The organism is Ralstonia sp. 22086, from assembly GCF_052045975.1.
In the GTDB taxonomy this organism is placed as follows: Bacteria; Pseudomonadota; Gammaproteobacteria; order Burkholderiales; family Burkholderiaceae; genus Ralstonia; species Ralstonia wenshanensis.
In genome coordinates, this window is sequence record NZ_JBQEPZ010000004.1 from 600,801 (window position 1) to 627,102 (window position 26,302).

Genomic DNA, 26,302 nt, shown 5'->3' on the forward strand with positions numbered 1-26,302 from the left:
GAAGCGTTGCCCAGAGTGCCGGCACTACGCTGGGGCCATCGCTTGCTAAAGCAAAAGCCAGAGGCTCCCAGATGGATGGAATCACGATGCAACCAACGCATGCCAACACCGCGACGCATAAGCGTCTGGTGCTGTGCGTGCTGTCGATGGCCGTGTTGGTCGCACAGATCGACACCGCCGTCGTCAACCTGGCGGTGCGCCCGATAGGCCAGTTCTTCCACGCACAGGTCGGCCCGCTGCAGTGGGTGATCGACGCCTACAACCTCGCCTATGCCGCGCTGCTGCTCAGCGGCGGCCTGCTGGCGGACCTGTACGGCCGGCGGCGGGCGTTTGTGTCAGGTGCGGCGGTGTTCTCGGTGGCATCGGTGCTGTGCGCGCTGGCGCCGTCGATCGGGTGGCTGATCGGCGCGCGTGCCATGGCGGGTGTGGGAGCGTCGCTGCTGCTGCCGGCATCGCTGGCGATCTTGCGGGTGGTGTGGCGCGACGCAGGCGAACGGGCGCATGCGCTGGGTGTCTGGGCGGCATGCAACGGCCTGGCCATGGCGATCGGGCCGACGGCCGGCGGCGTGCTGGTCACGCACTTCGGCTGGCGCGCCGTGTTCTGGGTGGTGGTGCCGGCCAGCGTGGCCATCATGGTGCTGGCCGTGCGTGTGGTGCCGGAATCGTCCGACGCCGCGCATCGTCGTTTCGATGCGCTGGCCCAGGTGTTGGGCGCGATCACGCAGGGTGGGCTGGCCTTTGCTGCTATCGAGGCGCATCACGCGCCTGCTGTGGCGGCGGCTGTGCTGGCCGTGGCGCTCGTCGCGCTGGCGTGGTTCATCCGCGTAGAGGCACGCCACGGCAGCGAGGCGCTGGTGCCTCTGGATCTTTTTCGCGTGCGCGCGTTCCGCGGCGCCATCGTCGCCACGGCCGGCATGACGTTCGGCATGTACGGTGCGCTCTTCCTGCTGCCGCTCATGTGGCAGAGCACCGGCCGCTTCAACGTCATTGGCGCGGGCCTTGCGCTGATGCCGATGGCGCTGGTCTTCATGGCGGTGTCGCCCATGTCGGGCACGGTGGCGCGCCGCCATGGCGTGCGGCTGGCCACGGCGGGCGGGGTGGGCATCATCGCGCTGGGGCTGCTCACGTTGGGGGTATGTGCCGGCGCGGCATCGGTGGTGCCGGCAGCCATCGGGCTGGCACTCACGGGGCTCGGCATGGGCTTTGCCACCGGGCCGCTGATGGGGGCGGCGGTAGGTGCCGTCGGGCCGGAGCGTTCTGGCACAGCATCGGCGCTCGTCAACGTGGCGCGCATGACAGGGGCGACGCTGGGCGTGGCGACCCTGGGCGCGGTATATGCCGTGTGCGGCAGCGGCGCATCGGGGTTGCGCGTGGCCATGTTGTGCGGTGGCGCGGTACAGCTTGCGTGCGCTGCGGTGGCGTGGCGGCATGGCGCTGATCGCCGCTGAGGGTTCCGCAATGTCCCCTGCTTTTACGGCAGATTGGCGCAGGCAAGGCCATCTGACGCGCGGCCAAAAAAATGCCCAGCGAGGGGATTGCCGGGCAAAGTGGGATGTGAATGCGTACGATGGAACTACCTTACAAGTATTTCTTCAATCAGATTGAAAACAAATTCAAAACACCACACGTTCTTGAGTGTTTGCTCTAAAGAAACGGGCGCTTGAATATCAATGCATGTGCGGGTTTTTCCTGATGGCTGCGCCGTTTGCGGGTGGATGGCAAACGATTTCCACTTGAAAGAAAAATCTCAATGACAGGGCCGTTAAATTAAAAAAAGAAGATAAAAAAACAAAATGAAAAAGACTTTTTTTGATTGAAATGAATTGGAAAGTGGATTTAATCCATTTTGAATTGAATTGTCGCTTCGACCGGGTGTGTTGGCCGCTAGTCGCCGTTGGCACGCACACCACTGCATGAGCAGGCATTTGCATTGATTGAATTTCGGGGCGCGTCAGCCGTCCAGAATTCGGGGGTTCTGCGTGTCCGTCCTGCACCGAGGGTCTCAGCTGGAAGCGCTCGCACGAGCGCCTGCGCGGCTATGTCGGCAAGCCCGGCATGCGCTGGAACGGGTAAGCCGGCAGCAACGTGGCAGCGAGGCACGCTGCAGAAACCCTGGACATGCCAGGGCTTATGCTGCAACACAACAATCGACGGGGAGCCACTGCGGCTCCCCGTTGTGCTTGGTGCCATGCGGCACCGTGGCCGCTTGCTGGTTTGGCGCACGCAATCGACCGCTGTCTGTCATGACAGGAATTCGTGAAAACCCTAGGAAACCCGCGCCCACCTTAGCGATTGGTTATTTCATGCGAAAAGCCTACGCTTACTACGTAGTACTACGTGTGGCTGCTGCGTACAGGTGCGGATGGTTTTCCAGAAGGCGCTCGATCACAGTGCGCCGGATAACTACAAAGGCGGAAAGCAATCCGTCAGACATCCGTCTGGTCACGCATCGGGCGTGGCGCCTCACCTGTTCAAAACAACATCCGAAGTCCCCGAACTAGGAGACAACCCATGAAGTTCTTGCTCGCACTGCCTTTCATCGGCCTGCTGTGGGTGCCGTTCTACAACCAGGAAATGCCGGCGCTCTTCGGCTTTCCGTTCTTCTACTGGTACCAGTTCCTCTGGGTGCCGATCACCTCGCTGCTGATCTGGATCGTCTTCAAGAACGGTCAGAGCAAAGGAGAAGAATGATGGGCGGACAAATCAACTGGACTGCGTTGGCGGTCTTCATCTTCTTCTTCGCGCTGGTCACGGTGATGGGCTTCATCGCCTCGCGCTGGCAGCGCGGCAACTCCGACAAGGGCGCCCACATTGAAGAGTGGGGCCTGGGCGGCCGCAACTTCGGCACCTGGATCACGTGGTTCCTGGTGGGCGGCGACTTCTACACCGCCTACACCGTGATCGCCGTGCCGGCACTCGTGTATGCCGTGGGCGCGTATGGCTTCTTCGCGCTGCCGTACACGATCCTGGTGTACCCGATCGTGTTCCTGATCATGCCCAAGCTGTGGAAGGTGGCGCATGCCAAGGGCCACGTCACGGCGGCCGATGCCGTGTACGGCCGCTACGGCTCGCGGCCGCTGGAGTTTGCGGTGGCGCTCACGGGCGTGGTGGCGACGATGCCCTACATCGCCCTGCAGCTCATCGGCATGGAAGTCGTGATCAAGGCCCTGGGCTTGACGGGTGAGCTGCCGCTGGCGGCTGCCTTCGTCATCCTGGCGCTGTACACGTACTCCGCCGGCCTGCGCGCGCCTGCGCTCATCGCCTTCGTCAAAGACATCATGATCTACATCGTGGTGCTGGTGGCGGTGGTGCTGGTACCGGCCAAGCTGGGCGGCTACGGTGCCGTGTTTGCCACCGCGCATGATGCGTTTGCCTTGAAGGGCGGCGCCACGGGCCTGACGCTCAAGCCTGCGCAGTTCCTGCCGTTCGCCACGCTGGCGATTGGCTCGGCGCTGGCCGCGTTCATGTATCCGCACACGCTCACGGGCATCTTTGCCGCGCGCAGTGCAGACACCATCCGCAAGAACGCCGTCTTCCTGCCGGCCTATACGGTGCTGCTGGGCTTGATCGCGCTGCTGGGCTTCATGGCCTACGCGGCAGGCATCAAGGTCACCAACAACAACGACGTCGTGCCTGCGCTGTTCAACGCGCTGTTCCCGAGCTGGTTCACGGGCTTTGCGTTCTCGGCCATCGCGATTGGTGCGCTGGTGCCGGCGGCGGTCATGTCGATTGGCGCGGCCAACCTGTTCACGCGCAACTTCTGGAAGCCTTACGTGGCCCCGGACCTCACGCACGCTGGCGAGGAAAAGGTTGCCAAGGTGATCTCGCTCATCGTCAAGGCGGGCGCGCTGGTGTTCATCCTGTTCCTGCCGACCAAGTTCGCGCTGGACCTCCAACTGCTGGGCGGCGTGTGGATCGTGCAGACGTTCCCGTCGGTGGTGTTCGGGCTGTTCAACATCTCGAACCGCTTCCGCGCACCGGCGCTGCTGGCCGGTTGGGCGGCAGGGATGATCGCCGGCAGCTGGCTGGCGTTCTCCGATGGCATCAAGCCTGTGCACACCTTCGTGATCGGCGGTGACAAGTACACCATCTACACGGGCCTGGCAGCACTGGCCTTCAACATCATCGTTGCGGTGGTGGTGCAGTTGCTGATGGGCAAGCGCGGGCAGGAAACGGCCGCGCTGCGTCAGGCAGGCTGATCGACGCTGCAACTCGCAGAAGCAGGAGAAAGGGCCGGCACCTCAGGGTGCCGGCTTTTTCTTTGGGCGACCGGCACGCCGCGCAGCCGGGAGGTTCAAGCCCGACATGTCCGGCATTGAACTCGCACAGTGCGCGTCCACACTGCATCCGGAACTCCGCGTCGTCTTCGCCTCCGGCAACCCGATTCCCAACCACGACCGCTTTGCGTTCAGGTGGACTGCGCTACGCAAGCCTTACACGCTCGATCAGTTGCAGCACGCACTGCAATCGATGATGGCGCCAGAGCGGTCCGCCACCGATACATAGCCGAGCGCCGGGGTTTGAGGGCGGCGTTAGGCCCTCGGAGACCCGTCTTCCACAGTCGGAGGCGCACGCACGGCACTCAGACTGTGGAACGCCGCAGTTTTCGCTCGAAATTTTCGACCTCCGAGAGTCGTGCGCGAGGGCCAGACTTTGGAGCGCGAGCGTCAAACCGTGGCGATCGACCGTTTGAGGCCGGAACGCGGCTCTCGGAGGTCGAAAATTTGAGGCTCGAAGAGCCGAGCGCGAGGGGCAGACCGTGGCGCGCGAGTGTCTGACGGTGATGCGCGACGCTCCGAGGGTCGAGAGCGAGGGTTTGAGGGTCGAGCGTGGGGCTCAGAGCTTGGTGTTTGAGTGCCTGGGAGTGGAGCGCGAGGGTTTGGAGGTGGGTCGTGGCGCATTTGGAGTGACGCCCCACAAATCAGACCTGCGCTGCCAGCCCCATCGCTATAATCCTTCCCGCTGCCGCACCAACGGCAGCCGGGCGTGGAAACCCGACATTGACCCAAGGCGGACAGCATGTTGTCCGAGACGCTCACGCACGCCTGTTTTATGGCGGGCCGGGCGGAGCAGCCTACGGGCTGGCTGGCTTCCTTGGGTGTCAGTTTTCCACCTCCGCTGTCGGGCCCGCCACCCTCACGTGGACGTGGAAATGAGCGGCGGGTCTCCAACTACCCAAGGAGGCTCCATGCCAATCGCTTCATACCCCTCTCCACCACGGTGCGCCCCTCACGCCGACGCCACGTCAGCGGCAACGGCCAAGCTCACCAAGAATCGCATTTACCTGAACGGCGCGCTCGCTGGGCAGGCTTATCTCAAGCGCACGCGCACCGCAATGTGCTCGCATGGTCAATGCCGACCCGGCATGCTGCGCGAGCAGCTCCAGAGCTTCTCGGCTCACAGTTTTCCGCCTGCATTCGTGAAGGGCTTTGTCGATGCGATCGATGTGTACGTGTCGATGTCGCTTGGCGGCCGGGACATCGATCCGCAAGCATGGGATGTGCTCGCCGCCATTGAGCGGCGTGGCTATAGCGAGCAGTAACGACGGATGAAGGCATTCCGAACCGGAAATGCTCTATTCCGATCGAAAAAACGCCTCCGCCGCGCGCCCGTGGACGGGAGTCTGCGCGGCGGGCGTCGAGCGATTAGCTGAACATCGAATCGTCATCCGAGTAATCACTGCCGCCCAGGTCGCTGTCGTCGATCAGCCCAAGGCTGTCGTCGCGCGACGCGGTGTTGGTATTGCCGTTGTTACCGCCGCTGTCGCTGTCGTAATAGTTGTTGATGACGGTTTCCGTGGCGCCGCCCATCACCGGCTGCTGGCCGAAGAAGCCGCCACCGCCACTGTTGTGGTGGAACATGTTCTCGATGCCCTGGAACAGCAGCGCGCCGCCGGCCACGCCGGCTGCGGTGGTCGCGACGCTGCCGAGCGTGCTGCCCAGGCCGCCGCTGAAAAAACCCGAGCGCGCCGGTTGCGCCGGGGCCTGTTGGGCCTGGGGCGGCATCTGCGCCGGGGCGGCCTGCTGCGGAGCGTATGCGGGCGTGGGCGTCGGGCTGCCGGCGTGGCTGCCCCAGTTGTTGGCCGAGTCCATGAACGACGCGCTGCGGCCGGCTTGCGCCGCCTGCAACTGGTTCTGCAGCGTGGCGATTTGCGCCTGCGCCGAGGTCAGCGCCTGGTCGAGCAGCATGGCGCGCTGCACGAGCAGATAGGCCGCGTCCGGCTGGCGGGCCACGGCGTCGAGGATGCGGGCTTCGGCCTGCGGGTCCTTGGCTGCGGCGCGGGCTTGCGTCAGTTGGGCCAGGAAGTTTTCCAGCGCTTGCTGTTCTTGCGGGGACATGGTGTGGGGTCCTGTCTGGGTGGGTGCGACGTGACCAAGGTAGGCGTCAAGTCTTAAACGAAAATTAAGGCCCGGCAGCTTCTTGTGTAACGGCCTGTAACCCCAGGCCCCTAGACGGCCGGGCGGTATTGGCTGGGGTTGGCGCCCGACACTTTGCGCATCAGGCGCCGCAGCGCGGTGGCGTCTTCGTAGCCTACGGCTTCGGCCACGCTGTCGATGGTCATGCGGCTCGATTCGATCAGCATGCGGGCGCGGTTCAGGCGCACGCTTTGCACGAGGGCCAGAGTGCTTCTGCCGGTGGCCTCCCGCACGTGCCGCGACAGGGTGCGTTGCGACATGGCCAGCTCGTCGGCCAGCGCCTGCACGCTGGGCGGGTTGGGCAGGGCGGCTTCAATGCGTGCCACCAGCCGGGCAATCAGCGCGTTGCCGTTGGCCAGCATGGCGGGCACCACAAACGGCGCTTGCGCGTGACGGCCGTCGATCAACAGCACGCGCCCCACGGCATCGGCCAGCGCCACGCCAAAGCGCGTGCGCAGCAGATGCAGCATCAGGTCGGTCTGCGCAAAGGCGGCGCCGGCGGTGGTAATCGGGCCGTCGGCGCACACCATGCGGTTTGCGTCGACGGTGCATGCGGGCTCCCACTGCTGCAACGTTGGGGCGAGCCACCAAGACGTGGTGACGCAGCGCCCCGGCAGCACGCCGGCCGCCTGCAGCAGGAATACCGCCGAGCACGATGCCGCCACCTGGCCGCCCGATGCGACTTGCGCGGCCACGGCGCGCACTGCTCGCTGCGCATCGTCCTGCGCCAGCCGCGTGGCTATGACGCCGGCATGGTCGAGGCCTACGCCAGGCACGATCCAGGTGCTGCCATCGGGGCGCGGTCGCTTTGGCAGGGCGGCAGCCTCCACCTGCATGCCGTTGCTAAGGCGCACGCTGGGCGCGTCGGCTGACAGTACGCGCCACGTTGGACGCGGCGCCTTGACGCGCGGGGCGAGTGTCGACGCGGCTTGCATGATGTCGAGTGTGGCCGCCACGCTGGTGGCGTAGGCGCCGGAGAGTACGAGGATGGTGAAATCCGCCATGACCGAAGTTGCCCGAAAGATGTCGAAATCGACACTGCCAGTCTAGCGGCTGCGCGGGTTCAATGCAGGCATGTCAACGACGCTCTCGAGTGCCCCCATGCCGAACATCCTCGTCAAGATTCCTGCAAACACGTTTGACGGCGACGAGCGCGCGACGCTCGCACGCCGCATCACCGAGGCGGCCGCGCAGGCCGAGCAGATTCCCGATGATCCGCGCCGGCGCGCGACGACCTGGGTGGTCATCGACGAGGTGCCAGCCGCCTCGTGGTGGTGCGGCGGGGCGGATGTGACAACGCAGATGGTGCCGTGTCTGGCCGTCGCTTATGTGCCGGCGGGTGTGCTGGATGCCGCTGCGCGTGCGCGCTTCGTTCAGCAGATGCACGAAGCGTTTGCACAGGCGTTTCCAGCGGCCGACGCGCGGCGCGTGGTGACCTCGGTGATGGTGCATGACGTGCCCGACGGCACCTGGGGCGTGAACGGCGCGCTGTGGACGCTGCCCGATTTCGCCAGGGCGGCCGGTTATGCGCATCTTCAGCATCTCGCCGCCTGAGCCAGGCCATTCCAACGGAGCCCACGCATGACAAGCCAGCACACGCAGCAGGATGACCGCCTGGAAGACTTCACGCGCCGCCAGATCACCCTGGATGGCATCGCCAAGACCGTGTACGTGGCAGGCACCGGCCCGGGCGTGATCGTCATGGCCGAGATGCCGGGTATCAGCCCGCACGTGGCGCGGTTTGCACGCTGGGTGCGCGATGCGGGGCTGACGGTCTACATGCCGTCGTTGTTCGGGCGCGATGGCGCGGTGCCCGAAGCGGAGCCGGGTGCGGAGGTGTTCCGCCATGCGTGCGTGAGCGCGGAGTTTCGTGCGTTTGCCGCCAACCAGTCGAGCCCGGTCACACAGTGGCTGCGCGCGCTGGCGCGGCTGGCCCATGCGGAGTGCGGCGGCCCGGGCGTGGGCGCCATCGGCATGTGCTTCACCGGCAATTTCGCGCTGACCATGATGCTGGAGCCGGCCATGCTGGCGCCGGTGCTGTGTCAGCCTTCCTTGCCGCTGAACGCACCGAACGGGATCGAGATCGCGCCCGAGGATGCGGCCGCCGTGCGCCAGCGGCTGGAGCACGAAGACCTGACCGTGCTGGCCTACCGCTTCGAGGGTGACCGCTTCTGCCGTGCCGAGCGCTTTGCCGCGTATGCACAGGCGCTGGGCCCTCGTTTTGTGGCGCGCGTGCTGCCCGACAGCGCTGCGCACCCGAATCCGCCGTCGTTTTTTGCCCAGCATGTGCCTTGTCCGCACAGCGTGGTGACCGCCCACCTGATCGACGCGGCCGGCGAGCCCACGTTGGCCGCTCGCGACGAGATCCTGGCGTTCTTCCGGCAGCGCCTGAGCTGAGTGGGGGCTCACATGCGGGTGTGAGCCCGGCGCCGCCCGGTTTGGTGTAAACCCAGGGGCGACGTCTGAGCAAATTGCTTTACAACTAAACTATTCATGACTAAGGTAATACCGCATCAAACGCGGAGCCGTTGTCATGAAGATTGTCTGTATTGGTGGTGGGCCGGCCGGCCTGTACTTTTCCCTGCTGATGAAGCTGCAGGACCCGTCGCACGACATCACCGTGGTGGAGCGCAACCGCCCGTATGACACGTTCGGCTGGGGCGTGGTGTTCTCTGACCAGACGCTGGGCAACCTGCAGCGCGCCGACGCCAAGAGCGCCGCGCAGATCCTCGACGCCTTCAACCACTGGGACGACATTGAAGTCCACATCCGCGGGCAGGTCGTGCGCTCCGGCGGCCACGGCTTCTGCGGTATCGGGCGCAAGCGCTTGCTGAACATCCTGCAGGCGCGCTGCGAGGAAGAGGGCGTCAAGCTGGTCTTTGAAACCGACGTGCAAGATCAGGATTTGGAAAACGACACGTCCTACGCCGATGCCGACCTCATCATCGCCAGCGACGGCCTGAACAGCCGCATCCGTACCAAGTACGCCGCAACCTATCAACCCGATATCGACACGCGCCGCTGCCGCTTTGTCTGGCTGGGCACGCACAAGCTGTTCGAGGCCTTCACGTTTGCGTTTGAAGAGACCGAGCACGGCTGGTTCCAGGCGCATGCATACCGCTTTGACGACGAGACCTCCACCTTCATCGTCGAGGCACCCGAAGAAGTGTGGCGCGCCGCCGGTTTGGAAACGATGGAGAAGGAAGATGCCATCGCGTACTGCGAGCGGCTCTTCGCCAAGTACCTCGACGGCAACAAGCTGATCTCCAACGCCACGCACCTGCGGGGCTCTGCGCAGTGGATTCGCTTTCCGCGCGTGGTTTGCCGGCATTGGGTGCATACCAACGCGCACGGCACGCCGGTGGTGCTGATGGGCGACGCCGCGCACACGGCGCATTTCTCGATCGGCTCGGGCACCAAACTGGCGCTGGAAGATTCGATTGAACTTGCGCGCAGCATCGGCCAGCACCCCGGCGATTTGCGTGCCGCGCTTGAGCACTACGAGGCAGTGCGCAGCGTGGAAGTGCTGCGCATCCAGAACGCGGCGCGCAACTCGACCGAGTGGTTTGAAAACGTAGACCGCTACGCCAACCTGCCGACCGAGCAATTTGCGTATTCGCTGCTCACGCGCAGCCAGCGCATCAGCCACGAAAACCTGCGTCAGCGCGACAAGCGTTATCTCGAACAGTTTGAAGACTGGATTGCCGAGCAGGCCGGCGCCCCGCGCGGGCCGCAGCACGGCCCCGTGCCGCCGATGCTCACGCCCTTCACGGTGCGTGGCGTCACGCTCAAGAACCGTGTGGTGGTGTCGCCCATGGCGCAGTACTCGTGCGAAGACGGCCAGCCGGCGGACTATCACCTCGTGCACCTCGGCGCGCGCGCCATGGGCGGTGCCGGCCTGGTGATGGCGGAGATGACGTGCGTGTCACCGGATGCGCGCATCACGCCGGGCTGCCCGGGCTTGTGGAACACCGACCAGCGCGACGGCTGGGCGCGCATCGTCCAATTCGTGCACGCCAACAGCGATGCGAAGCTGGGTATCCAGCTCGGCCATGCCGGTGCCAAGGGCTCGACGCGCGTTGCGTGGGAGGGCATCGATCTTCCGCTGGAAGACGGGCAGAACTGGCCGCTGATCTCCGCATCGCCGCAGCAGTACCTGGATGGCGTGAGCCAGTGGTCGCGCGCCATGACGCGCGACGACATGGACCGCGTGCGTGACGACTTTGTTCACGCCGCGCGCCTGGCAGCTGAAGCCGGATTCGACTGGCTGGAGCTGCACTGTGCGCATGGCTATTTGCTGTCATCGTTCATCTCGCCGTTGACGAATCAGCGCAATGACGAATATGGCGGCACGCTGGACAACCGGCTGCGCTTTCCGCTCGAAGTCTTCCACGCGGTGAGGGAGGTGTGGCCTAGCAACAAGCCGATGTCGGTGCGCATTTCCGCCCATGACTGGGTGGAGGGCGGTATTACGCCCGACGATGCAGTGGAAATTGCGCGCGTCTTCAAGGCCGCAGGCGCGGACATGATCGACTGCTCGTCGGGCCAGGTCAGCAAGAAGGAGCAGCCCGTGTACGGCCGCATGTTCCAGACGCCGTTTGCCGACCGCGTGCGCAACGAAGCGGGCATTGCCACCATTGCGGTGGGGGCCATCTCCGAGGCGGACCACGTCAACAGCATCATCGCGGCCGGCCGTGCCGACCTGTGCGCCGTGGCGCGCCCGCACCTCGCCAACCCGGCCTGGACGCTGAACGAAGCTGCGCGCATCGGCTATCTCGACATGCCGTGGCCCAAGCAATACCGCGCAGGCAAGCTGCAGTTGGAGCGCAACCTGGAGCGCGAGCGCGCGATGGCGGCGCAGGCAGCGGGGCTGTCTCCGCTGGAGCAAGCCAACCGCATGCAGGGGGTTTGAGATGGCGACACCTGCAATGCTGACGGGGCACCACGCCGTCGTTACTGGCGCAGGGCGCGGGATTGGCGCTGCGATTGCCGCGCAACTCGCGGCGCATGGCGCCACGCTCACGCTGATGGGTCGCAACGCCGATGTGCTGCACGCCACTGCCAAGACGTTGCCCGACAGCGCCCGCGCGCAAGTCGTGACGTGCGATGTGACCGACGAGGCGAGCGTGTCGGCGGCGTTCGAATCTGCACGCGCGGGGCTTGGCCCCATCTCCATCCTCGTCAACAACGCGGGCCAGGCTGAGAGTGCGCCGTTTGCCAAGACCACGCTCGACCAATGGCAGCGCATGCTGGCCGTGAACCTGACGGGCACGTTCCTGTGCACACAGGCGGCGCTGGCCGATGTGCAGGCGTCGGGCCGCGGCCGCATTGTGAACATTGCCAGCACGGCGGGGCAGCGCGGTTATGCGTATGTGTCGGCGTATGTGGCCGCCAAGCATGGGGTGATCGGGCTCACGCGCTCGCTGGCGCTGGAGTTGGCTACGCGCGGCGTCACCGTCAACGCGGTGTGCCCCGGCTATACGGAAACCGACATCGTGCGCGAGAGCATCGACCGCATCGTCGCCCGCACCGGCCGCAGCGCAGAAGACGCGCGGGCCGAGCTGGTGAAGGGCAACCCGCAGGGCCGGCTGATCACGCCGGACGAAGTGGCGAACGCCGTGGTGTGGCTGTGCTCCGATGGCGCATCGTCGATCACGGGGCAGGCCATCTCGGTATCCGGCGGGGAGGTGATGTGAGCAAGCCACGCAAAACCGCGCTGGCCACGCGCGCCTCCGGCCACCACGCTGTCGTGCAGGCGTTGGGCGACCAACATATCGGCCTGGAAGCCCGCGCGCATGTGGACGACCACATGGACGTCAAGATCTGGCTGCGCCTGTTGGCCTGCAGCACGCAGATCGAACAGCAGATCCGCCAGCGCTTGCGCACGCGTTTCAACACCACGTTGCCGCGCTTCGACTATCTGGCACAACTCGACAGGCATCCGGACGGCCTGCGCATGAACGTGCTGTCGCGCTACCTGATGGTGACCGGCGGCAACGTCACCGGCCTGACCGACCAGTTGGAGAAGGAAGGGCTTGTCAAACGCGAGGCGGATCCGGATGATCGCCGGTCCTTTCGCGTGCTGCTGACGGATGCCGGCCGCCGCCACTTTGCCGAGATGGCCGCCGAGCACGAACGCTGGCTGATCGAGATGTTCGACGGCCTTGGCATTGCCAACAAAGACGCGCTGTATGCGCAGCTCGGCCACCTGCGCGTGCACCTCGCGCAGCGCGAGCAAGAGCTGGACGCCCGCGAAGATCAACCCTGAACGAATCCGACCCAACCATGACCGACCCGAATCACCATGTGGACCCGGCCCTGCTGGCCGGCAACCGCCGACCGCTGGCGGGCTATCAAGCCAAGCATTTCCTGTGGAGCGTCGAAGGCGGCGTTGCCACCATCACGCTCAACCGGCCCGAGCGCAAGAACCCGCTCACGTTCGATTCGTACGCCGAGCTGCGTGACCTGTTTCATCAGCTCAAGTGGGCGGATGACGTCAAGGCCATCGTGCTGGCCGGCGCGGGCGACAACTTCTGCTCCGGCGGCGATGTGCACGAGATCATCGGCCCGCTCGTGCAACTGAAGGCGCCCGAACTGCTGATGTTCACGCGCATGACGGGCGAGCTGGTGAAGACGATGCGCGCGTGCCCGCAGCCGATCGTTGCGGCAGTTGACGGCGTGTGCGCGGGCGCGGGCGCCATCCTGGCGATGTCTTCCGACCTGCGCCTGGGCACGGCGCGCAGCAAGACGGCGTTCCTCTTCAACCGCGTCGGCCTGGCCGGGTGCGACATGGGCGCCTGCGCGATCCTGCCGCGCATCATCGGCCAGGGCCGCGCGAGCGAACTGCTCTACACGGGGCGTTCGATGAGCGGCGAAGAGGGCGAGCGCTGGGGCTTCTTCAACCGCCTGTGCGAACCGGCCGAGGTGCTGAGCCAAGCGCAGGCCCTGGCTGCCGACCTGGCCGCCGGCCCGACCTTCGCCAACGGCATCACCAAGACGATGCTGCATCAGGAATGGACGATGACGATCGAGCAGGCGATCGAGGCCGAGGCGCAGGCACAGGCCATCTGCATGCTGACCGAAGACTTCTCGCGGGCTTACCACGCGTTTGTCGCCAAGCAGAAACCGGTATTCGAGGGGAACTGAGATGAGCGACAAAGACTATCTGCAATGGCCCTTCTTTGACGACAAGCACCGCCAGCTCGAAGCCGAACTCGACGCCTGGGCCACGAAGCACATCCCGCACGACCACGGCCCGGATGTGGATGCCGAATGCCGCGCGCTGGTGAAGCTGCTCGGCCAGGCCGGCTGGCTGCGCCACGCCGTGGGCGGTACGGCGCACGGCGGTGCGGGCGAGACCATCGACACGCGCGCCATCTGCCTGATCCGCGAAACGTTGGCGCGCCATTCCGGCCTGGCCGACTTTGCCTTTGCGATGCAGGGGCTGGGGTCGGGCGCCATCTCGTTGCACGGCACGCCGGAGCAGCGCGAACGCTATCTGACGAAGGTGGCGCGCGGCGAGGCCATCGCTGCATTTGCGCTGTCCGAACCCGATGCCGGCTCCGATGTGGCCGCCATGGCTTGCGCCGCGCGTGAAGACGGCACTGATTACGTGCTCGACGGCGAGAAGACGTGGATTTCCAACGGCGGCATCGCCGACTTCTACGTCGTGTTTGCCCGCACCGGCGAGGCGCCGGGCTCGCGCGGCATCAGCGCGTTCATCGTCGAAGCCGGTACGCCGGGCTTTGAGATTGCGGAGCGTATCGACGTGATTGCACCGCACCCGCTCGCGCGCCTGCGCTTTACCAACTGCCGCATTCCGGCCAGCCAGCGCGTGGGCGCGGCAGGCGAGGGCTTCAAGGTGGCAATGCGCACGCTGGATGTGTTCCGCACATCGGTGGCGGCGGCCGCGCTGGGCTTTGCACGCCGGGCGCTGGACGAAGCGCTGGCGCGCGCCACCACGCGCAAGATGTTCAGCGGCGTGCTGGCGGATTTCCAGCTCACGCAGGCCAAGCTCGCGCAGATGGCCACCGCCATCGACAGCGCCGCGCTGCTGACGTACCGCGCGGCGTGGCAGCGCGACCAGGGTCGCAACGTGACGCGCGAGGCCGCCATGGCCAAGTTGACCGCCACCGAGAATGCGCAGCAGGTGATCGACGCCGCTGTGCAGATGTGGGGTGGCCTGGGCGTGGTGAGCGAGCAGCCTGTCGAGCGCCTGTACCGCGAGATCCGCTCGCTGCGGATCTACGAAGGCGCGACGGAAGTGCAGCAACTCATCATCGCGCGCGAACTGCTGCGTGCGGCGGCGCCCGCCAAGTCCTGAATACGCCACGTCCACGCCAGAGACGGAGAGTCCTCCATGCCCAGCGCCCATATCGACACCTTCGCCCGCGACCGGCTGCCGCCGGCGGAGCTGCAACCGGTGTATCGCTTCGACCTGCCAGCGCTGCAGTTTCCGCCGCAGCTTAACTGCGCCACCGAACTGCTCGACCGCCGTGTTGCCGCAGGCGAGGGCGGCCGCCTCTGCATCCAGGCGCCCGGCATCCGCTGGACGTACGCCGACCTGCAGGCGCACGCCAACCGCATCGCCAATGTGCTGGTCAATGAGATGGGCGTCGTGCCGGGCAACCGCGTGCTGCTGCGCTCGCCCAACAGCCCGATGCTCGCCGCGTGCTGGTTTGCCGTGATGAAAGTGGGCGCGATTGCGGTGACCACCATGCCGCTGCTGCGCGCCAAAGAGCTGGGGCAGATTCTGGGCAAGGGCGAGATTGGCTTCGCGCTGTGCGATGCGCGGCTCGTCGACGAGCTGCGCGATGCCGTGGCGCAAGCGGCCAAGCCCGTGCAACTGCTGTGCTTTCACGATGACACGCCGGAAGGGCTGGAGGCGGCCATGGCGCGCCAGCCGGCCACCTTCACCAACGTCGATACGGCGGCGGACGACACGTGCCTGCTCGCCTTCACGTCGGGCACGACGGGCGTGCCGAAAGCGACGATGCATTTTCATCGGGACATCCTCGCCATTTGCGCGTGCTGGCCGCCGCATGTGCTCAAGCCGCGCGCGGACGACATCTTCATCGGCAGCCCGCCGATGGCGTTCACGTTCGGGCTCGGCGGTCTGCTGCTGTTTCCGATGAGCGTGGGTGCTTCGACGGTGCTGCTGGAGAAGGCATCGCCGAACGATCTGGTCGATGGCGTCCGCACGTTTGGCGCGACGGTTTTGTTTACCGCCCCGACCACGTACCGCAACATCGCGGCGCGCGGAGACGAGTTGCGTGCCACGCCGCTGCGCCGCTGCGTGTCGGCCGGCGAAGCGCTGCCGGTGGCCACGCGCACGCTGTGGAAGAACGCCACCGGCATCGAGCTGATTGACGGCATTGGCGCGACCGAGATGCTGCATATCTTCATCTCCGCTGCCGATGCCGACGTGCGCCCCGGCGCCACCGGCAAGGCTGTCCCCGGCTATGTCGCACAAGTCGTGGATGACGCAGGCAACCCCGTGCCGCCGGGCACCGTGGGCCGCCTGGCGGTGCAAGGCCCGACCGGCTGCCGCTACCTGGCCGATGACCGTCAGCGCGCCTACGTGCGCAACGGCTGGAACCTCACGGGGGATGCCTATGTGATGGACGAGGAAGGCTACTTCCACTACCACTCGCGCACCGATGACATGATCATCTCCTCCGGCTACAACATCGCCGCGCCCGAGGTGGAAGACGCGCTGATGCAGCATCCGGCGGTGGCCGAGTGCGGCGTGATCGGCGAGCCCGACGAAGAGCGCGGGCAGATCGTCAAGGCCTTCGTTGTATTGCACCCCGGCCACGCGGCGGGGCCGGAGATGGTCAAGACGCTGCAGGACTTTGTGAAGCAGACCGTGGCCCCGTACAAGTATCCGCGTGCCATCGAGTTTCGTACGAGCCTGCCGCGCAGTGAAGTCGGCAAGCTGCTGCGCTACCGCCTGCGCGAACACGTCAAATCATGAGTGACTACCACTTCGAGCGTGCCGCCCGCATCCGCTTTGCACACTGTGACCCGGCCGGCATCGTCTACTTTCCGCAGTACCTCGTGCTGCTCAACGGCCTGGTCGAAGACTGGTTTACCGACGGCCTGGGTGTTTCGTATGCGCAGATGCTTGGCCCGCGCCGCATCGGCCTGCCCATCGTCAAGCTGCACTGCGAGTTCAGCGCCATCAGCCGCATGGGTGACGACGTGCAGTTCAAGTTGAAGCTGGAGCGGCTGGGCAATGCGTCGCTCACCTTAGACCTGGATTGCTGGGCCGGCGACGAACAGCGCGTGCGCTCGCAGCAGGTGCTGGTATTTACCGATCTCAACACGCATCGCGCGATGCCGATGCCGCCCGATGTGCGGCAGGCGATCGAGGCGAGCGTTCAACAGTAGTCGCAATCGAACTAGAAGGAATTGCATCATGGAAGTACTCCTCCCTCCCAACTGGCCGCGTCCGAAGGGCTATGCCAACGGTGTGTCCGCACGCGGACGCATGGTGTTCGTGGCCGGCATGATCGGCTGGGATGCGCAGGGCGTGTTCCACACGGATGACTTGGCCGGTCAGGTCCGCCAGGCGCTGCAGAACATCGTCGAGGTGCTGGCCGCCGGCGACGCCAAGCCCGAGCACATCGTGCGCATGACGTGGTACGTGACCGACAAGAAGGCCTACGTGGCGGCCTATCCCGAGATCGGCAAGGCGTTCCGCGAGCTGATCGGCAGCTTCAGCATTGCGATGACGGCAGTGGAAGTGGCCGCGCTGGTGGAAGACCGCGCGAAGGTGGAAATTGAGGTGACGGCGGTGGTGCCGGATTAGCCGTTTTTGGTGCCCCCTGGAAGCCGTGGCGCGCGCTTTGCCGCCGCGGATCGCGATGGCCGGTCATCTTCGACCGGCTTTTTCTTCCCTGCTAGGGCTAATCAAAGATGAGATGCAGGAGGCGTCCGGTAGCCGGGCAGGCTTAAGCAGGCTTTTCCCTAAACAGGAACGTTGTGCCGGCCTCTCGTCCGCGCCGGTATGACTGCTCAGAGGGCGATCATCTGCAGTCCGATGCTGGGTGACATCCTTCGAGTTTGCACGTCGGGCAATGAAAACGCCTCAACGGACGAATCAACGGCACCGGACATATCCCCTTCCAGGCAGTGCCCATTCCAATGGGGAGCGTTCCCTGTGCGGGTTATCCCGAGTTTCGATGGACGCATGCCTACCCTAGCATGAAGTTCATTTTGAGAACAATTGTTCGCAATTAGAACTTCTCGCTTGTCAGTGAAGCGAAGGGATGGTGCTGGTAGAGGCGGTATGCCTTGGTCCATTCCTATGAAGCATTTGACCGTCCGTTCAAGCCATAGCGCTCCTTGGAGCCTGTTGAAAGTCGGCACGGATTGTTGCGGCTTATCTCTTGGAAACACCATGAGTCAATCTAACGTCGACGCACAGAGCATCATCAATGGCAGCCGGTTCGGCCCGTTCCAGTGGCTTATCTTTGGGATGTGTTTCTTTATCGTCCTGTTGGATGGCTTTGACACAGCAGCCATAGGCTTCATTGCGCCATCGCTTGTGTCGGAGTGGGGCATTTCGCGCCCAGCTCTGGCCCCCGTTTTGAGTGCCGCGCTCTTTGGCTTGGCAGTGGGTGCTCTCGTCGCCGGACCACTGTCAGACCGGATCGGGCGCCGCCTTATGTTGATCGTCTCTGTGCTGGTCTTCGGTGTCGCTTGCCTCGCATCTGCGTATGCGAGCAGCATCACGAACCTGACAGCGTTGCGCTTCGTAACCGGTATCGGGCTTGGTGCCGCAATGCCGAACGCAGTGACCCTGATGAGCGAATTCTGTCCTGACAAACGCCGCGCGGTCATTGTGAACCTGATGTTTTGCGGCTTCCCTCTAGGTGCTGCGTTCGGAGGGTTCTTGGCCGCCTGGATGATTCCGCATTTCGGCTGGCGTAGCGTTCTCATGCTGGGTGGTGTTGCGCCGCTGGTGTTGCTCCTGCTGCTGGTGTTGCATTTGCCGGAGTCTGTTCGCTACATGATTGCGAGGAGCCAATCCGTGGAGCAGATTCGCCGTACGTTGGCGAAGATCAATGCGGCCGCGCACGACGCGTCATCGTTCTTCATGACCGAGCAGACCCAGGCCCCATCGGGCCAAGGCGGTATTGCGTTGGTTCTGTCCCGATCCTATGTTGTCGGATCGATCATGCTTTGGTTGGCGTACTTTATGGGGCTGGTGATCTTTTATGCCTCCATCAATTGGATGCCCATTCTCTTGAAGGAGGCTGGGCTCACGCCCAAGGCTGCAACGTTGATTTCTGCGCTCTTCCCGCTGGGCGGCATTGGGGCTGTTCTGTGCGGCGCCCTAATGGACAGATTCAACGCCAATCGGGTGATTGCAACTTGCTACGCGCTGACTGCCCTGACCGTGTATGGCATTGGCCAGGCCGTTGGCAACGTCGGACTGCTCGTTGTTGTTGTTTTTGCTGCCGGCGTTCTGATGAACACAGCACAGTCGTCTATGCCCGCGCTGGCCGCCGCTTTTTACCCGACGCAAGGTCGGGCTACAGGCGTTGCTTGGATGCTTGGAATTGGGCGGTTTGGTGGCATAGCCGGTTCCTATCTTGTGGCAGAGCTCACCCGTCAACAAGTCGGGTTCAGCGGCATCTTCTCAATCATTGCCATTGCGGGCTTGATCGCGTGTGTCGCTCTCTTCATCAAACAGCGCGCGCTTCCGCAGAAGTCGGAGCCAACAGGGATTCGCTCAACCGAGATAGTCGGTCACTAAGCGCCCGCCTTGGGCGTTCTCTTCCTGAAGGAGCGCATTGCTGGCGTTTCACTGGCCGTGATAGGTGCCCGATTGCACTGAAATGAAAGTGCAGTCGGGACGCTCCCGCTTCGTTCCTTCTCTCTGATCGTCCGGTTTGCTTCGGTCGATCCTTCTTTACCAGGCGCGCTGGCTGTATGTGCGCTGACTTTTTCCTGCCGTTGGCACTGTATGGCCCGACCAACACGGTCATCCTGAACCAGGTGCCTGTGCACATGCGTGGGACGATCTCCGGTTTGAGCATGCTGCTGATCAATGTGTTTGCCATCACGCTCGGCAACCTCGCGGTCGGCCTGATCAGCGATCGGCTCGCCCGATCGGGAGCCCCAGCGCCCCTGACCTTCGTGCTATTGGGCACCGACGTGCTGGCCATCCTGTCGGGCGTTTGCTTCCTGGTGGCTGCACGCGGTGGACTTCGCACATTTGCGGCGCCCGGCCAGGTTCATTCCCTGGTATCCCACCCCCACGCCTGACGCGGCTTTTTGCGCCATCCGGAAGACAGATTCGAGGCGAGGAATCTCCTGACTTGCTGAAGCGGATGATTGAAGGTGCGCGGTGCATGGTCGAAGATCACGTGGCCTGTGCAGATGAAATCGCGCGGCCCACCAAGCTTCGCTTTAGATGCCGCGGGTTCGGACGGTGCACGTCGGCCTCACCTTGGTGCAAGCAGACTTGAACGCGTTCCAACCTGGTTCAATGTGTTCTGCCGCCCCATGCCACTCAAACTGCCCTGCATCTCGTCCAGTGCGCCTGCCGCCCATCCCTCGTCGTCCCAAGCGACTGGCGGCGAGACGAATACGCCATCCACATCTGCCAGACAGGCGTCTCGCCGGCGCGGCGAACTTGACGGGTTGAAGAAGGCACCGCCAGCGCCGCCAGCGCTGCCGGGCGCACCGCAGGCCAACGTCGGCATAGCGAAGCGGATAGGCAAGGCAATGCGTGCGCAAGTCAAAAGCACATTCAGTGGCGTGACGAAGGACGGTGCGAGCCGGCTCGACTGGAACACGCCGTTTAGCGCCCACTCGCGGGCCGGCAGGCCCACTACGTTGCGTGATTTCGCGCACGTCAAGCAAGCTGCGGCGCGGATCGCCGCCGCGCGCGAGGACGCGCCGCAGCCCGGCAGCCCTTCGGGTTCGGCACGTAGAACGGAGCAGGCGCTCAATCAGGCAATGACGGGGCTGCGCACCCAGATTTCAGCGATCACCAATGCCAGCGCCAGTCTCCACGGTGGCCAGATGCAGGGGGCGCAAGCGCTGCAGCACGTTGATGATGTCATTGCCTACTGGGAGACGGCGCAAGGGCAGGCGCTTGCCGCGAAAGTCAGCAGCGAACCGGCGGCATTCGTGGCTGGGGTGCAGGAGATGGCTGCGGCGCATTCGCCCGCCGTCGCCATGGCGGTATCGCTGGCGCTCGTGTCGGCCAAGGAACGTCTCGACCCGGAGAACGCCACAAAGCTCAATGGCGACGTCTTCTCTTATCTGAAGCATGCGGACCTGGGCGCCGAAATCGGACATGCGAAAACGCATTCCGAGACATCGCGCGACTCCCATATCCTTGCCCTGCGTGGCGCGATGGAGCAGACGCGCGATGCCTTGATGGCAAGCCGGTGCACCACGGGCGCGGGTTCGGGCGGCGAGTCTTCCGCGCCGTCACACGCGATCGACGTGAAGGCGCTGCAGACCTTCATCCAGACGGTGCGCGATTTCCCCATCGCCATGCGCGGGGCGGCACGACAGGCGCCGCAGGCCCTTGCCGATTGGCCGGGTGTGCGCGACAGCCACGCGCAGTTCGATGCGCGCAACGCCGAGGCGGCTGCCGCATGCTTGGCGACGCTCGAAGCGGTGGCTGATGAAATCGGCTCGCAACCGCCTGCGCACGCGCAAAAGGGTGCGGTTGAAGTTTCCGCCCACACCGCCGAGAAAATACGCGAGGCGCAGGAGGCGATGATCTCGGTGGTTTCGACGCCGGCTCACCTGCACGCACACGACCAGCAGCTCAAGCATGCCGAAACGGGGCGAGCCGTTGCGTGGGGCGCCCTGCAGCATGCCGCGACCACCGGTAATTTCGAGGCAATGCTCGCCGCCACCGGCAACCGCAATCTTGACGCAACCGCTCAAGGAAACCTGCGCGTCCATCTGCAGGCCGGCGCTGTGATTGCCGCAGCGCTGAAGGCCAAGCCGACCCCGGAGGCACTGATTGCAGCGCGGCTTGCCCCGCACGAGGCCGTGTCGAGCGCGACGAATTTCGCCCAGCGCGTCAGCGACGCAAGCGCCAAGCTGATCCACGGTGTAGGACCGTCGACGTTGAGCGCCGCCGACAAGAGTGATCTGGTCGCATGGCGCAACGGCTTCACCGACGACGCACCGGGTTCCGACCTGAGCCAGTTCAAGGCGCGTATGTTCAAGTCGCTTGCCTGGGTTGACCGGATGGACGACGACCGGCGCGCGACATTGCCAAGCCACCACAAATCGCCGCTCTCTGCGGCGCGCTCTGGTATGGCGCAGGGCGATCGCGCCGTCCTGGCGAACGAGCAGAAAGCGTTGATGGCCGAGCTGGCGAAGCCGGCGGTCAATGAAGTGGTGCAGGCGGTGGCTGTCGAGATGGAACGCCTTTGCGGTAGCACCCCGCCCGCTGAGGTTGCCTCCGGAGACGGGGTGCCCACTCGCCCGGAAACGTTGAGCGATACACATTGCCAGTGGATCGCGCTGCGGGTCGCGCTTGACGACTGGATGCCCGAACACCAGGCCGCCCGCCAAGGGCATCAGCTCGTGCTCGGCCGCGAATTTTCGCCAGCAGCGTTGCCGGAAGCGGTTGAGCAGCGTATTCGCAAGTTCACGGAGGATGCTGCTCACAAGGTGACATCGGGCTCGCCCGAGGCCCTTGAACAGGCGATTGCAAACGTCCGGCAGCATCTCGGCAATGTGCGCCTTGGCTTTGAAGATGTGCATGCGCTTGCAAATTTCCTCAATGTCGAGCAGCCCGAGCCCTTCCAAAAGGCAATGGAGGCGGCCCGAAAAATTGCCACGGCGCCGCCGCTGGCCCCCGCAGACAGATCCCAGCACAGCGTGCGTGCCATGCTGGTGGATTACCTCAAGACGATTCCGGGTGGCAACACGGTGCGGTTCAGCCGCGGCACCACCGGCGGGTTCAGTACCAAGGGCATTACCAAGGCGCTCGTCAACGCCAAGAAGCGGCTGCTGGGCGTGCCGGTGGCCGGCAATGCCCGTGTCGATCTGCGTTATGAGAAAGGGCGCGAAGCGGCGGTCTCCATGTCGTACCCCGTGCACGCCGCCGAGTTGTTTATCGGCACGGAAAAGCGCCACCGTGGCCGCATCGGCGCGGGCTGCTTCTTTGGTGCCAAGCTGTTCAAATGCTGCCGCACGGGTGCCAACGTCGACGTGAACCCTTACGAGCACGAGCGCACGGACGCTACCGGCATCATGGTCCGCATCCCGCGCCGGACGGCGGCCAAAGATGCGGAAGTCCGCGCGCTGTTCTCGCGCGTCACCGACTTCATGTTCTCGGCCGCGGATGCCCGGCGCCGCTCGCCTGAGGGCATGCCCGACGCAGACGCGCTTTTCCACGCCTTTGCCAGCGAGTTCTATGCCGAGCACGATCTCTCGCTCAGCTGGATCAACCAGAAGACGCGCGCGCATCGCAGCGAGATGTCGGTCGGGATCGGTGTGTCCGTCACCAAGCTGCTCAACCCCGGCCAGCACCGTAAAAGCCAGCAAGAGACTGGCGCTCTTGGCACGAGCCTGGGCTACTCGTTCGAGAAGCAATGGCTGTCGACATTCAAGCAGCTCGACGCCACCGGCACCTACCGGATTGCCAACCTGCGCGAGCAGAAGCTGAGTCGGCACAAGGTCAACCTCGGGCTCACCACATCGGCAGTGACTGGCACGACTGGTAATACGTCGGCCGATCTCTTCGGTGGGGGCGCGGTGGTCAAGGAGCGTGGCACGAACGTGAAGCTGCGCCTGGCGATCGATCGAGACAACGTGCTGCCGACAAAGTCGGTGGCCGATTTCGAGTTCGACAGCTTCCACGACTACGCCCGGTATGTTGAAGCCACCAAGCAGGAGTGGGTGAAATTCTTTGCCTATCCGCACCGGAACGATCCGGATGGCGGCCTGGCGAAGGGTCTCAAGGCGGTCAACGACAACCTCGATACGGCGCGGCTGCTCGACAGCCCTTACAACGCCTTCTTTGTGCGGCGCGCCCTCACCGCGGATGCTGCGAAAACGCTCAACGATCTGCAGCAGCTTTCGCTGGTGACGCCGCAAAGCGAGACCAAGCTGCACGAGCAGCTTGCTGCGTCCTACACGAAGACCATCAACGCCCCCAATTCCTGGATGCCGATCGGCTTGCGTGCTTACGAAAAATACAGCGAGGCCGACGGGTTCAACGTCAATGCGGGGCTGCGCCTGACGCAGAACACCGGGCTCAAGGTTGAGCGGCAGATCGTGTTCGATACGATCGATGCCAAGCTGCTGAAAGAGTACGAAGCGCAGTTGAAAGAAGGTCAGAACACGCCGCCTCATTCAGCGGCAACACAAGACCCGCCCCGCGTGCCGCCATCGACTCGCCCGCTGCAGCGCCAGGGTTCTTCGGACATACCGCTGTATCAGAGCGTGCAAGGTGCGCGTTCCGAAATCGAACGAGCGGACGAAGAGGTCGACCGCGAATCGGCTTCCGTCCCGCCGCGCGGGCAGCGGTCTTCGTCGCTTGCCGACATGTTGGCCATGTCTCCGCCGCGTTCGCGACCCGACGACACACGCGCGCATCTGGAGCGGTTGAAACAGCAAATGGATGCGAAGGCCGGCATTGCTTCCGCTCCCAAGAAGTCCGGCAGTCTGTCCAGCAAGCTGTTTGGGCAGCGCAAGCCCAAGCCGCAATCGGTCGGGTCCCGTGTGCAGGAGCGGCCGGTCAGCACGGGCTCCGGCTCAAGCCGACAAAAGGCGGTGGTGTTGCCGGAAGCGACTGCGGCGACGACTTCGACCGCCAAACCACAGGCATCCGAGACATCGTCCACCTGACTGGAATAACACATCGAATGCTGCTGGGCGCCCTCCGTATTGAACCGGCCTTGGTATGCGCTCTTCTTGTCCGATCAACGGTCATTCAACATTACGATCGCGTTGTTAAATCGCTTGGTGAATTAAATGATGAAAGCTTCATGACGGTGATGCTCACATTGTTCAATTAATCTCATCGATGTTCGTTCGCAGGCAATGCTCCGATAAACTAGCCGGTAGCCATGATTCACGTGCCTCCGTGAAGAGCGGTCAAGAAGCCCCGGGCGGTTACAAGCTGCCTGGGGCTTTCTTTCTTTGGATGGCGCAGCTCCAACGCTCCGGCCTTCAGCACCACGTCGATCACGCAAAGAACGTTCGCCCTCTTTCTTCATATTGCCGCAGCAATCGCGGTGAAGCGAGTTTTGAAAAAAATACCAATCAATACTTTCGTATCGCATTGGTTCCTTCAAAAAAACTTCAATTAACCTCACCCGTCATTCATGCGCACCAAGCGATGGTAGTCTCGCCATGGTGGTTGGCATACGTTCTGATCATGCTTATCTGGAACATCAACTTTATTTAAAAGTTTTGATGTTTGTTCTGCTCGCGTCCTTTGTGAGTAATTGAAGGACGGATGTATGCGCCGCTGGATTCAAATATTAAACAAATTTGACGAGGTCGGGATCATGAAAAAAGAGGGTGGTGCAGGCAATGCGCGAGAAGCGCGCTATGCGGCAGATTCGTGCATGAAGGGGCGCGGATATTCTCATCGGTATGCGGCGGCCGCTTTGATTTCGCTTGCGCTGTTCGGTTGCGGGGGCGAAGGCGACGGCACGAGCGGTGGTAGCGCGGGCACGCAGGCGGCGAGCAGTGCGTCGGCAACGACCCAGCCGGGTGCGAGCGAGGGGGGGCTCAAACACACGCAGGGCACCGAGAGCGCCCCCGCAACCGCCATCCTCAACAAGATGGGTCGCGTGCCGCGCCTGCAGGTCGGCTTGGGTTCCGGTCAGTCCACCGATGACATGAAAGCGCAGAATATTCGCCCCGACATCGTCGATACCTACCTGGTTGGCGTCGGACAAAACGCCTGGCCTAACTGGAACACGGACGGCGCCTACGTGACCTACACCGCGCAGCGCGTCCAGGGCATGGGTGCAACGCCGATGTTCACGCTTTACCAGATGGCCTCCAATGGCGACGGCAACATCAGCGGCATCAACGACGCGACGTTCATGAACAGCTACTGGTCGCAAGTGCGCATGATGTATGACCGCATCAACGCACTGGGTACGCCGGTGCTGGTCAATCTGGAGCCGGATTTCTGGGGCTACGTGTGGTCGAAGGCGCCCAATCATGATCCGGCGCAGCTTGCTGCCTCTGTGAACAACCAGCAGGAATGCAGCTGGCTGCCCAATACCGCAGCTGGCATCGGCATGTGCCTGGTGTCGATGGGCCGCTGGCACGCACCCAAGGCGTTGCTCGGGTTCCCGCCCTCGTTCTGGACTGGCACGCCCGACGTGATCGGCAAGGAAATGCAGGCAGTCGGTGCGAACCAGGCTGACTTCATCGTCGCCCAGGCTGGCGACCGTGATGCCGGCTGCCTCGAGGCCGCCGCAGTTGGCGAATGCATGGGCCGCACCGGCCCGTTCTATCTGGACGAGAACAACGTGCAGACGCCGAACTTCCACCAGGAGCAGAACAAGGTCGCAGCCTACCGCGATGCGCTGGGCAATGGGCTGCCGATCCTGTGGTGGCAGACGCCGTTGGGTGTGCCGTCCGACACGCCGGGTGGCACCCCCAACCACTACCGTGACAACCACGTCGATTACATGTTGCGCAACCCGTGGGAGTACGGCGGCCTGCATACGTTCGCGATCGTCTTCGGCGGTGGCGGCACGTATTCGACAAATATCAACACCGATGGCGGCCAGTTTGCGCGCCTGTTCGGCCAGTACCTGTCGTACGGTGGTGTTGGCGTGCAGTAAGTGAGGTGCCCGCCAGAGACATCCTTTGTCTCAAGTGCGGTTCAGCACGCCCGGCGTGGCCAAGCGACGCCGGGCGTG

22 protein-coding genes are annotated in these 26,302 nt (G+C 64.1%); 20 read left to right on the top strand and 2 right to left on the bottom strand.

Features of this window, described 5'->3' with window-relative positions; all coding sequences use genetic code 11:
- Positions 1-71 precede the first annotated feature (71 nt).
- From ACTJK6_RS20045 to ACTJK6_RS20065, 5 genes are all read left to right on the top strand, one after another.
- Positions 72-1,448: an MFS transporter gene (locus ACTJK6_RS20045; RefSeq protein WP_440839947.1), complete on the top strand. Its 1,377-nt coding sequence runs from the start codon at positions 72-74 to the stop codon at positions 1,446-1,448.
- A 1,063-nt stretch (positions 1,449-2,511) separates the two neighbouring features.
- Positions 2,512-2,691: a DUF3311 domain-containing protein gene (locus ACTJK6_RS20050; protein ID WP_024978098.1), complete on the top strand. Its 180-nt coding sequence runs from the start codon at positions 2,512-2,514 to the stop codon at positions 2,689-2,691.
- On the top strand, positions 2,691-4,199 hold the full coding sequence (gene mctP, locus ACTJK6_RS20055) for a monocarboxylate uptake permease MctP (RefSeq protein WP_440840054.1): 1,509 nt from the start codon (positions 2,691-2,693) through the stop codon (positions 4,197-4,199). Before ACTJK6_RS20050 ends, mctP begins: the two co-directional genes overlap by 1 nt.
- Positions 4,200-4,305: 106 nt before the next feature.
- Entirely contained in the window at positions 4,306-4,506 is a 201-nt protein-coding gene (locus tag ACTJK6_RS20060; RefSeq protein ID WP_440839948.1) for a hypothetical protein, read from the top strand.
- 682 nt (positions 4,507-5,188) lie between these two features.
- On the top strand, positions 5,189-5,542 hold the full coding sequence (locus ACTJK6_RS20065; protein ID WP_440839949.1) for a hypothetical protein: 354 nt from the start codon (positions 5,189-5,191) through the stop codon (positions 5,540-5,542).
- A gap of 103 nt (positions 5,543-5,645) precedes the next feature.
- On the opposite strand, the gene ACTJK6_RS20070 is transcribed toward ACTJK6_RS20065, so the two are convergent.
- Together ACTJK6_RS20070 and ACTJK6_RS20075 are read right to left on the bottom strand one after the other, a co-directional pair.
- The gene (locus ACTJK6_RS20070) at positions 5,646-6,338 is read right to left on the bottom strand and encodes a DUF2076 domain-containing protein (RefSeq protein WP_440839950.1); all 693 of its coding nucleotides are present in this window, start codon (positions 6,336-6,338) and stop codon (positions 5,646-5,648) included.
- A 110-nt stretch (positions 6,339-6,448) separates the two neighbouring features.
- Complete coding sequence (locus ACTJK6_RS20075; RefSeq protein WP_440839951.1) at positions 6,449-7,420, bottom strand: GlxA family transcriptional regulator; 972 nt, start codon at positions 7,418-7,420, stop codon at positions 6,449-6,451.
- 97 nt (positions 7,421-7,517) lie between these two features.
- On the opposite strand from ACTJK6_RS20075, the gene ACTJK6_RS20080 reads away from it, so the two are divergent.
- The 15 genes from ACTJK6_RS20080 to ACTJK6_RS20150 all read left to right on the top strand — a co-directional run bounded on the left by ACTJK6_RS20080 (position 7,518) and on the right by ACTJK6_RS20150 (position 26,224).
- On the top strand, positions 7,518-7,970 hold the full coding sequence (locus ACTJK6_RS20080) for a tautomerase family protein (protein ID WP_440839952.1): 453 nt from the start codon (positions 7,518-7,520) through the stop codon (positions 7,968-7,970).
- A 27-nt stretch (positions 7,971-7,997) separates the two neighbouring features.
- Positions 7,998-8,813 carry a dienelactone hydrolase family protein gene (locus ACTJK6_RS20085; RefSeq protein WP_440839953.1) on the top strand — a complete coding sequence of 272 codons (816 nt, stop codon included), beginning with the start codon at positions 7,998-8,000 and terminating at the stop codon, positions 8,811-8,813.
- A gap of 136 nt (positions 8,814-8,949) precedes the next feature.
- On the top strand, positions 8,950-11,328 hold the full coding sequence (locus tag ACTJK6_RS20090; protein WP_440839954.1) for a bifunctional salicylyl-CoA 5-hydroxylase/oxidoreductase: 2,379 nt from the start codon (positions 8,950-8,952) through the stop codon (positions 11,326-11,328).
- 1 nt (position 11,329) lies between these two features.
- Positions 11,330-12,112, top strand: a complete 783-nt coding sequence (locus ACTJK6_RS20095; protein WP_440839955.1) for an SDR family NAD(P)-dependent oxidoreductase — start codon at positions 11,330-11,332, stop codon at positions 12,110-12,112.
- Positions 12,109-12,684: a MarR family winged helix-turn-helix transcriptional regulator gene (locus ACTJK6_RS20100; protein WP_316869323.1), complete on the top strand. Its 576-nt coding sequence runs from the start codon at positions 12,109-12,111 to the stop codon at positions 12,682-12,684. The genes ACTJK6_RS20095 and ACTJK6_RS20100 overlap by 4 nt, the downstream gene beginning before the upstream one ends.
- Before the next feature lie 17 nt (positions 12,685-12,701).
- Positions 12,702-13,562, top strand: a complete 861-nt coding sequence (locus tag ACTJK6_RS20105) for an enoyl-CoA hydratase family protein (protein WP_027679572.1) — start codon at positions 12,702-12,704, stop codon at positions 13,560-13,562.
- Between the two features lies 1 nt (position 13,563).
- Positions 13,564-14,739, top strand: a complete 1,176-nt coding sequence (locus ACTJK6_RS20110; protein WP_440839956.1) for an acyl-CoA dehydrogenase family protein — start codon at positions 13,564-13,566, stop codon at positions 14,737-14,739.
- A gap of 36 nt (positions 14,740-14,775) precedes the next feature.
- On the top strand, positions 14,776-16,392 hold the full coding sequence (locus ACTJK6_RS20115) for an AMP-binding protein (protein ID WP_440839958.1): 1,617 nt from the start codon (positions 14,776-14,778) through the stop codon (positions 16,390-16,392).
- Positions 16,389-16,808, top strand: coding sequence for an acyl-CoA thioesterase (locus tag ACTJK6_RS20120; protein WP_232038771.1), 420 nt, complete (start codon positions 16,389-16,391; stop codon positions 16,806-16,808). The genes ACTJK6_RS20115 and ACTJK6_RS20120 overlap by 4 nt, the downstream gene beginning before the upstream one ends.
- Positions 16,809-16,836: 28 nt before the next feature.
- Complete coding sequence (locus tag ACTJK6_RS20125; RefSeq protein ID WP_027679568.1) at positions 16,837-17,229, top strand: RidA family protein; 393 nt, start codon at positions 16,837-16,839, stop codon at positions 17,227-17,229.
- Positions 17,230-17,820: 591 nt separating this feature from the next.
- A complete protein-coding gene (locus tag ACTJK6_RS20130) occupies positions 17,821-19,182 on the top strand; it encodes an MFS transporter (RefSeq protein ID WP_440840055.1) in 1,362 nt (453 codons plus the stop codon).
- Between the two features lie 176 nt (positions 19,183-19,358).
- Entirely contained in the window at positions 19,359-19,694 is a 336-nt protein-coding gene (locus ACTJK6_RS20135; RefSeq protein ID WP_440839959.1) for a hypothetical protein, read from the top strand.
- Between the two features lie 462 nt (positions 19,695-20,156).
- Positions 20,157-24,260: a hypothetical protein gene (locus ACTJK6_RS20140; protein WP_440839960.1), complete on the top strand. Its 4,104-nt coding sequence runs from the start codon at positions 20,157-20,159 to the stop codon at positions 24,258-24,260.
- A gap of 238 nt (positions 24,261-24,498) precedes the next feature.
- A complete protein-coding gene (locus ACTJK6_RS20145; protein WP_440839961.1) occupies positions 24,499-24,822 on the top strand; it encodes a hypothetical protein in 324 nt (107 codons plus the stop codon).
- A gap of 103 nt (positions 24,823-24,925) precedes the next feature.
- Positions 24,926-26,224: a hypothetical protein gene (locus ACTJK6_RS20150; RefSeq protein WP_322018139.1), complete on the top strand. Its 1,299-nt coding sequence runs from the start codon at positions 24,926-24,928 to the stop codon at positions 26,222-26,224.
- The last annotated feature ends 78 nt before the right edge of the window (positions 26,225-26,302 follow it).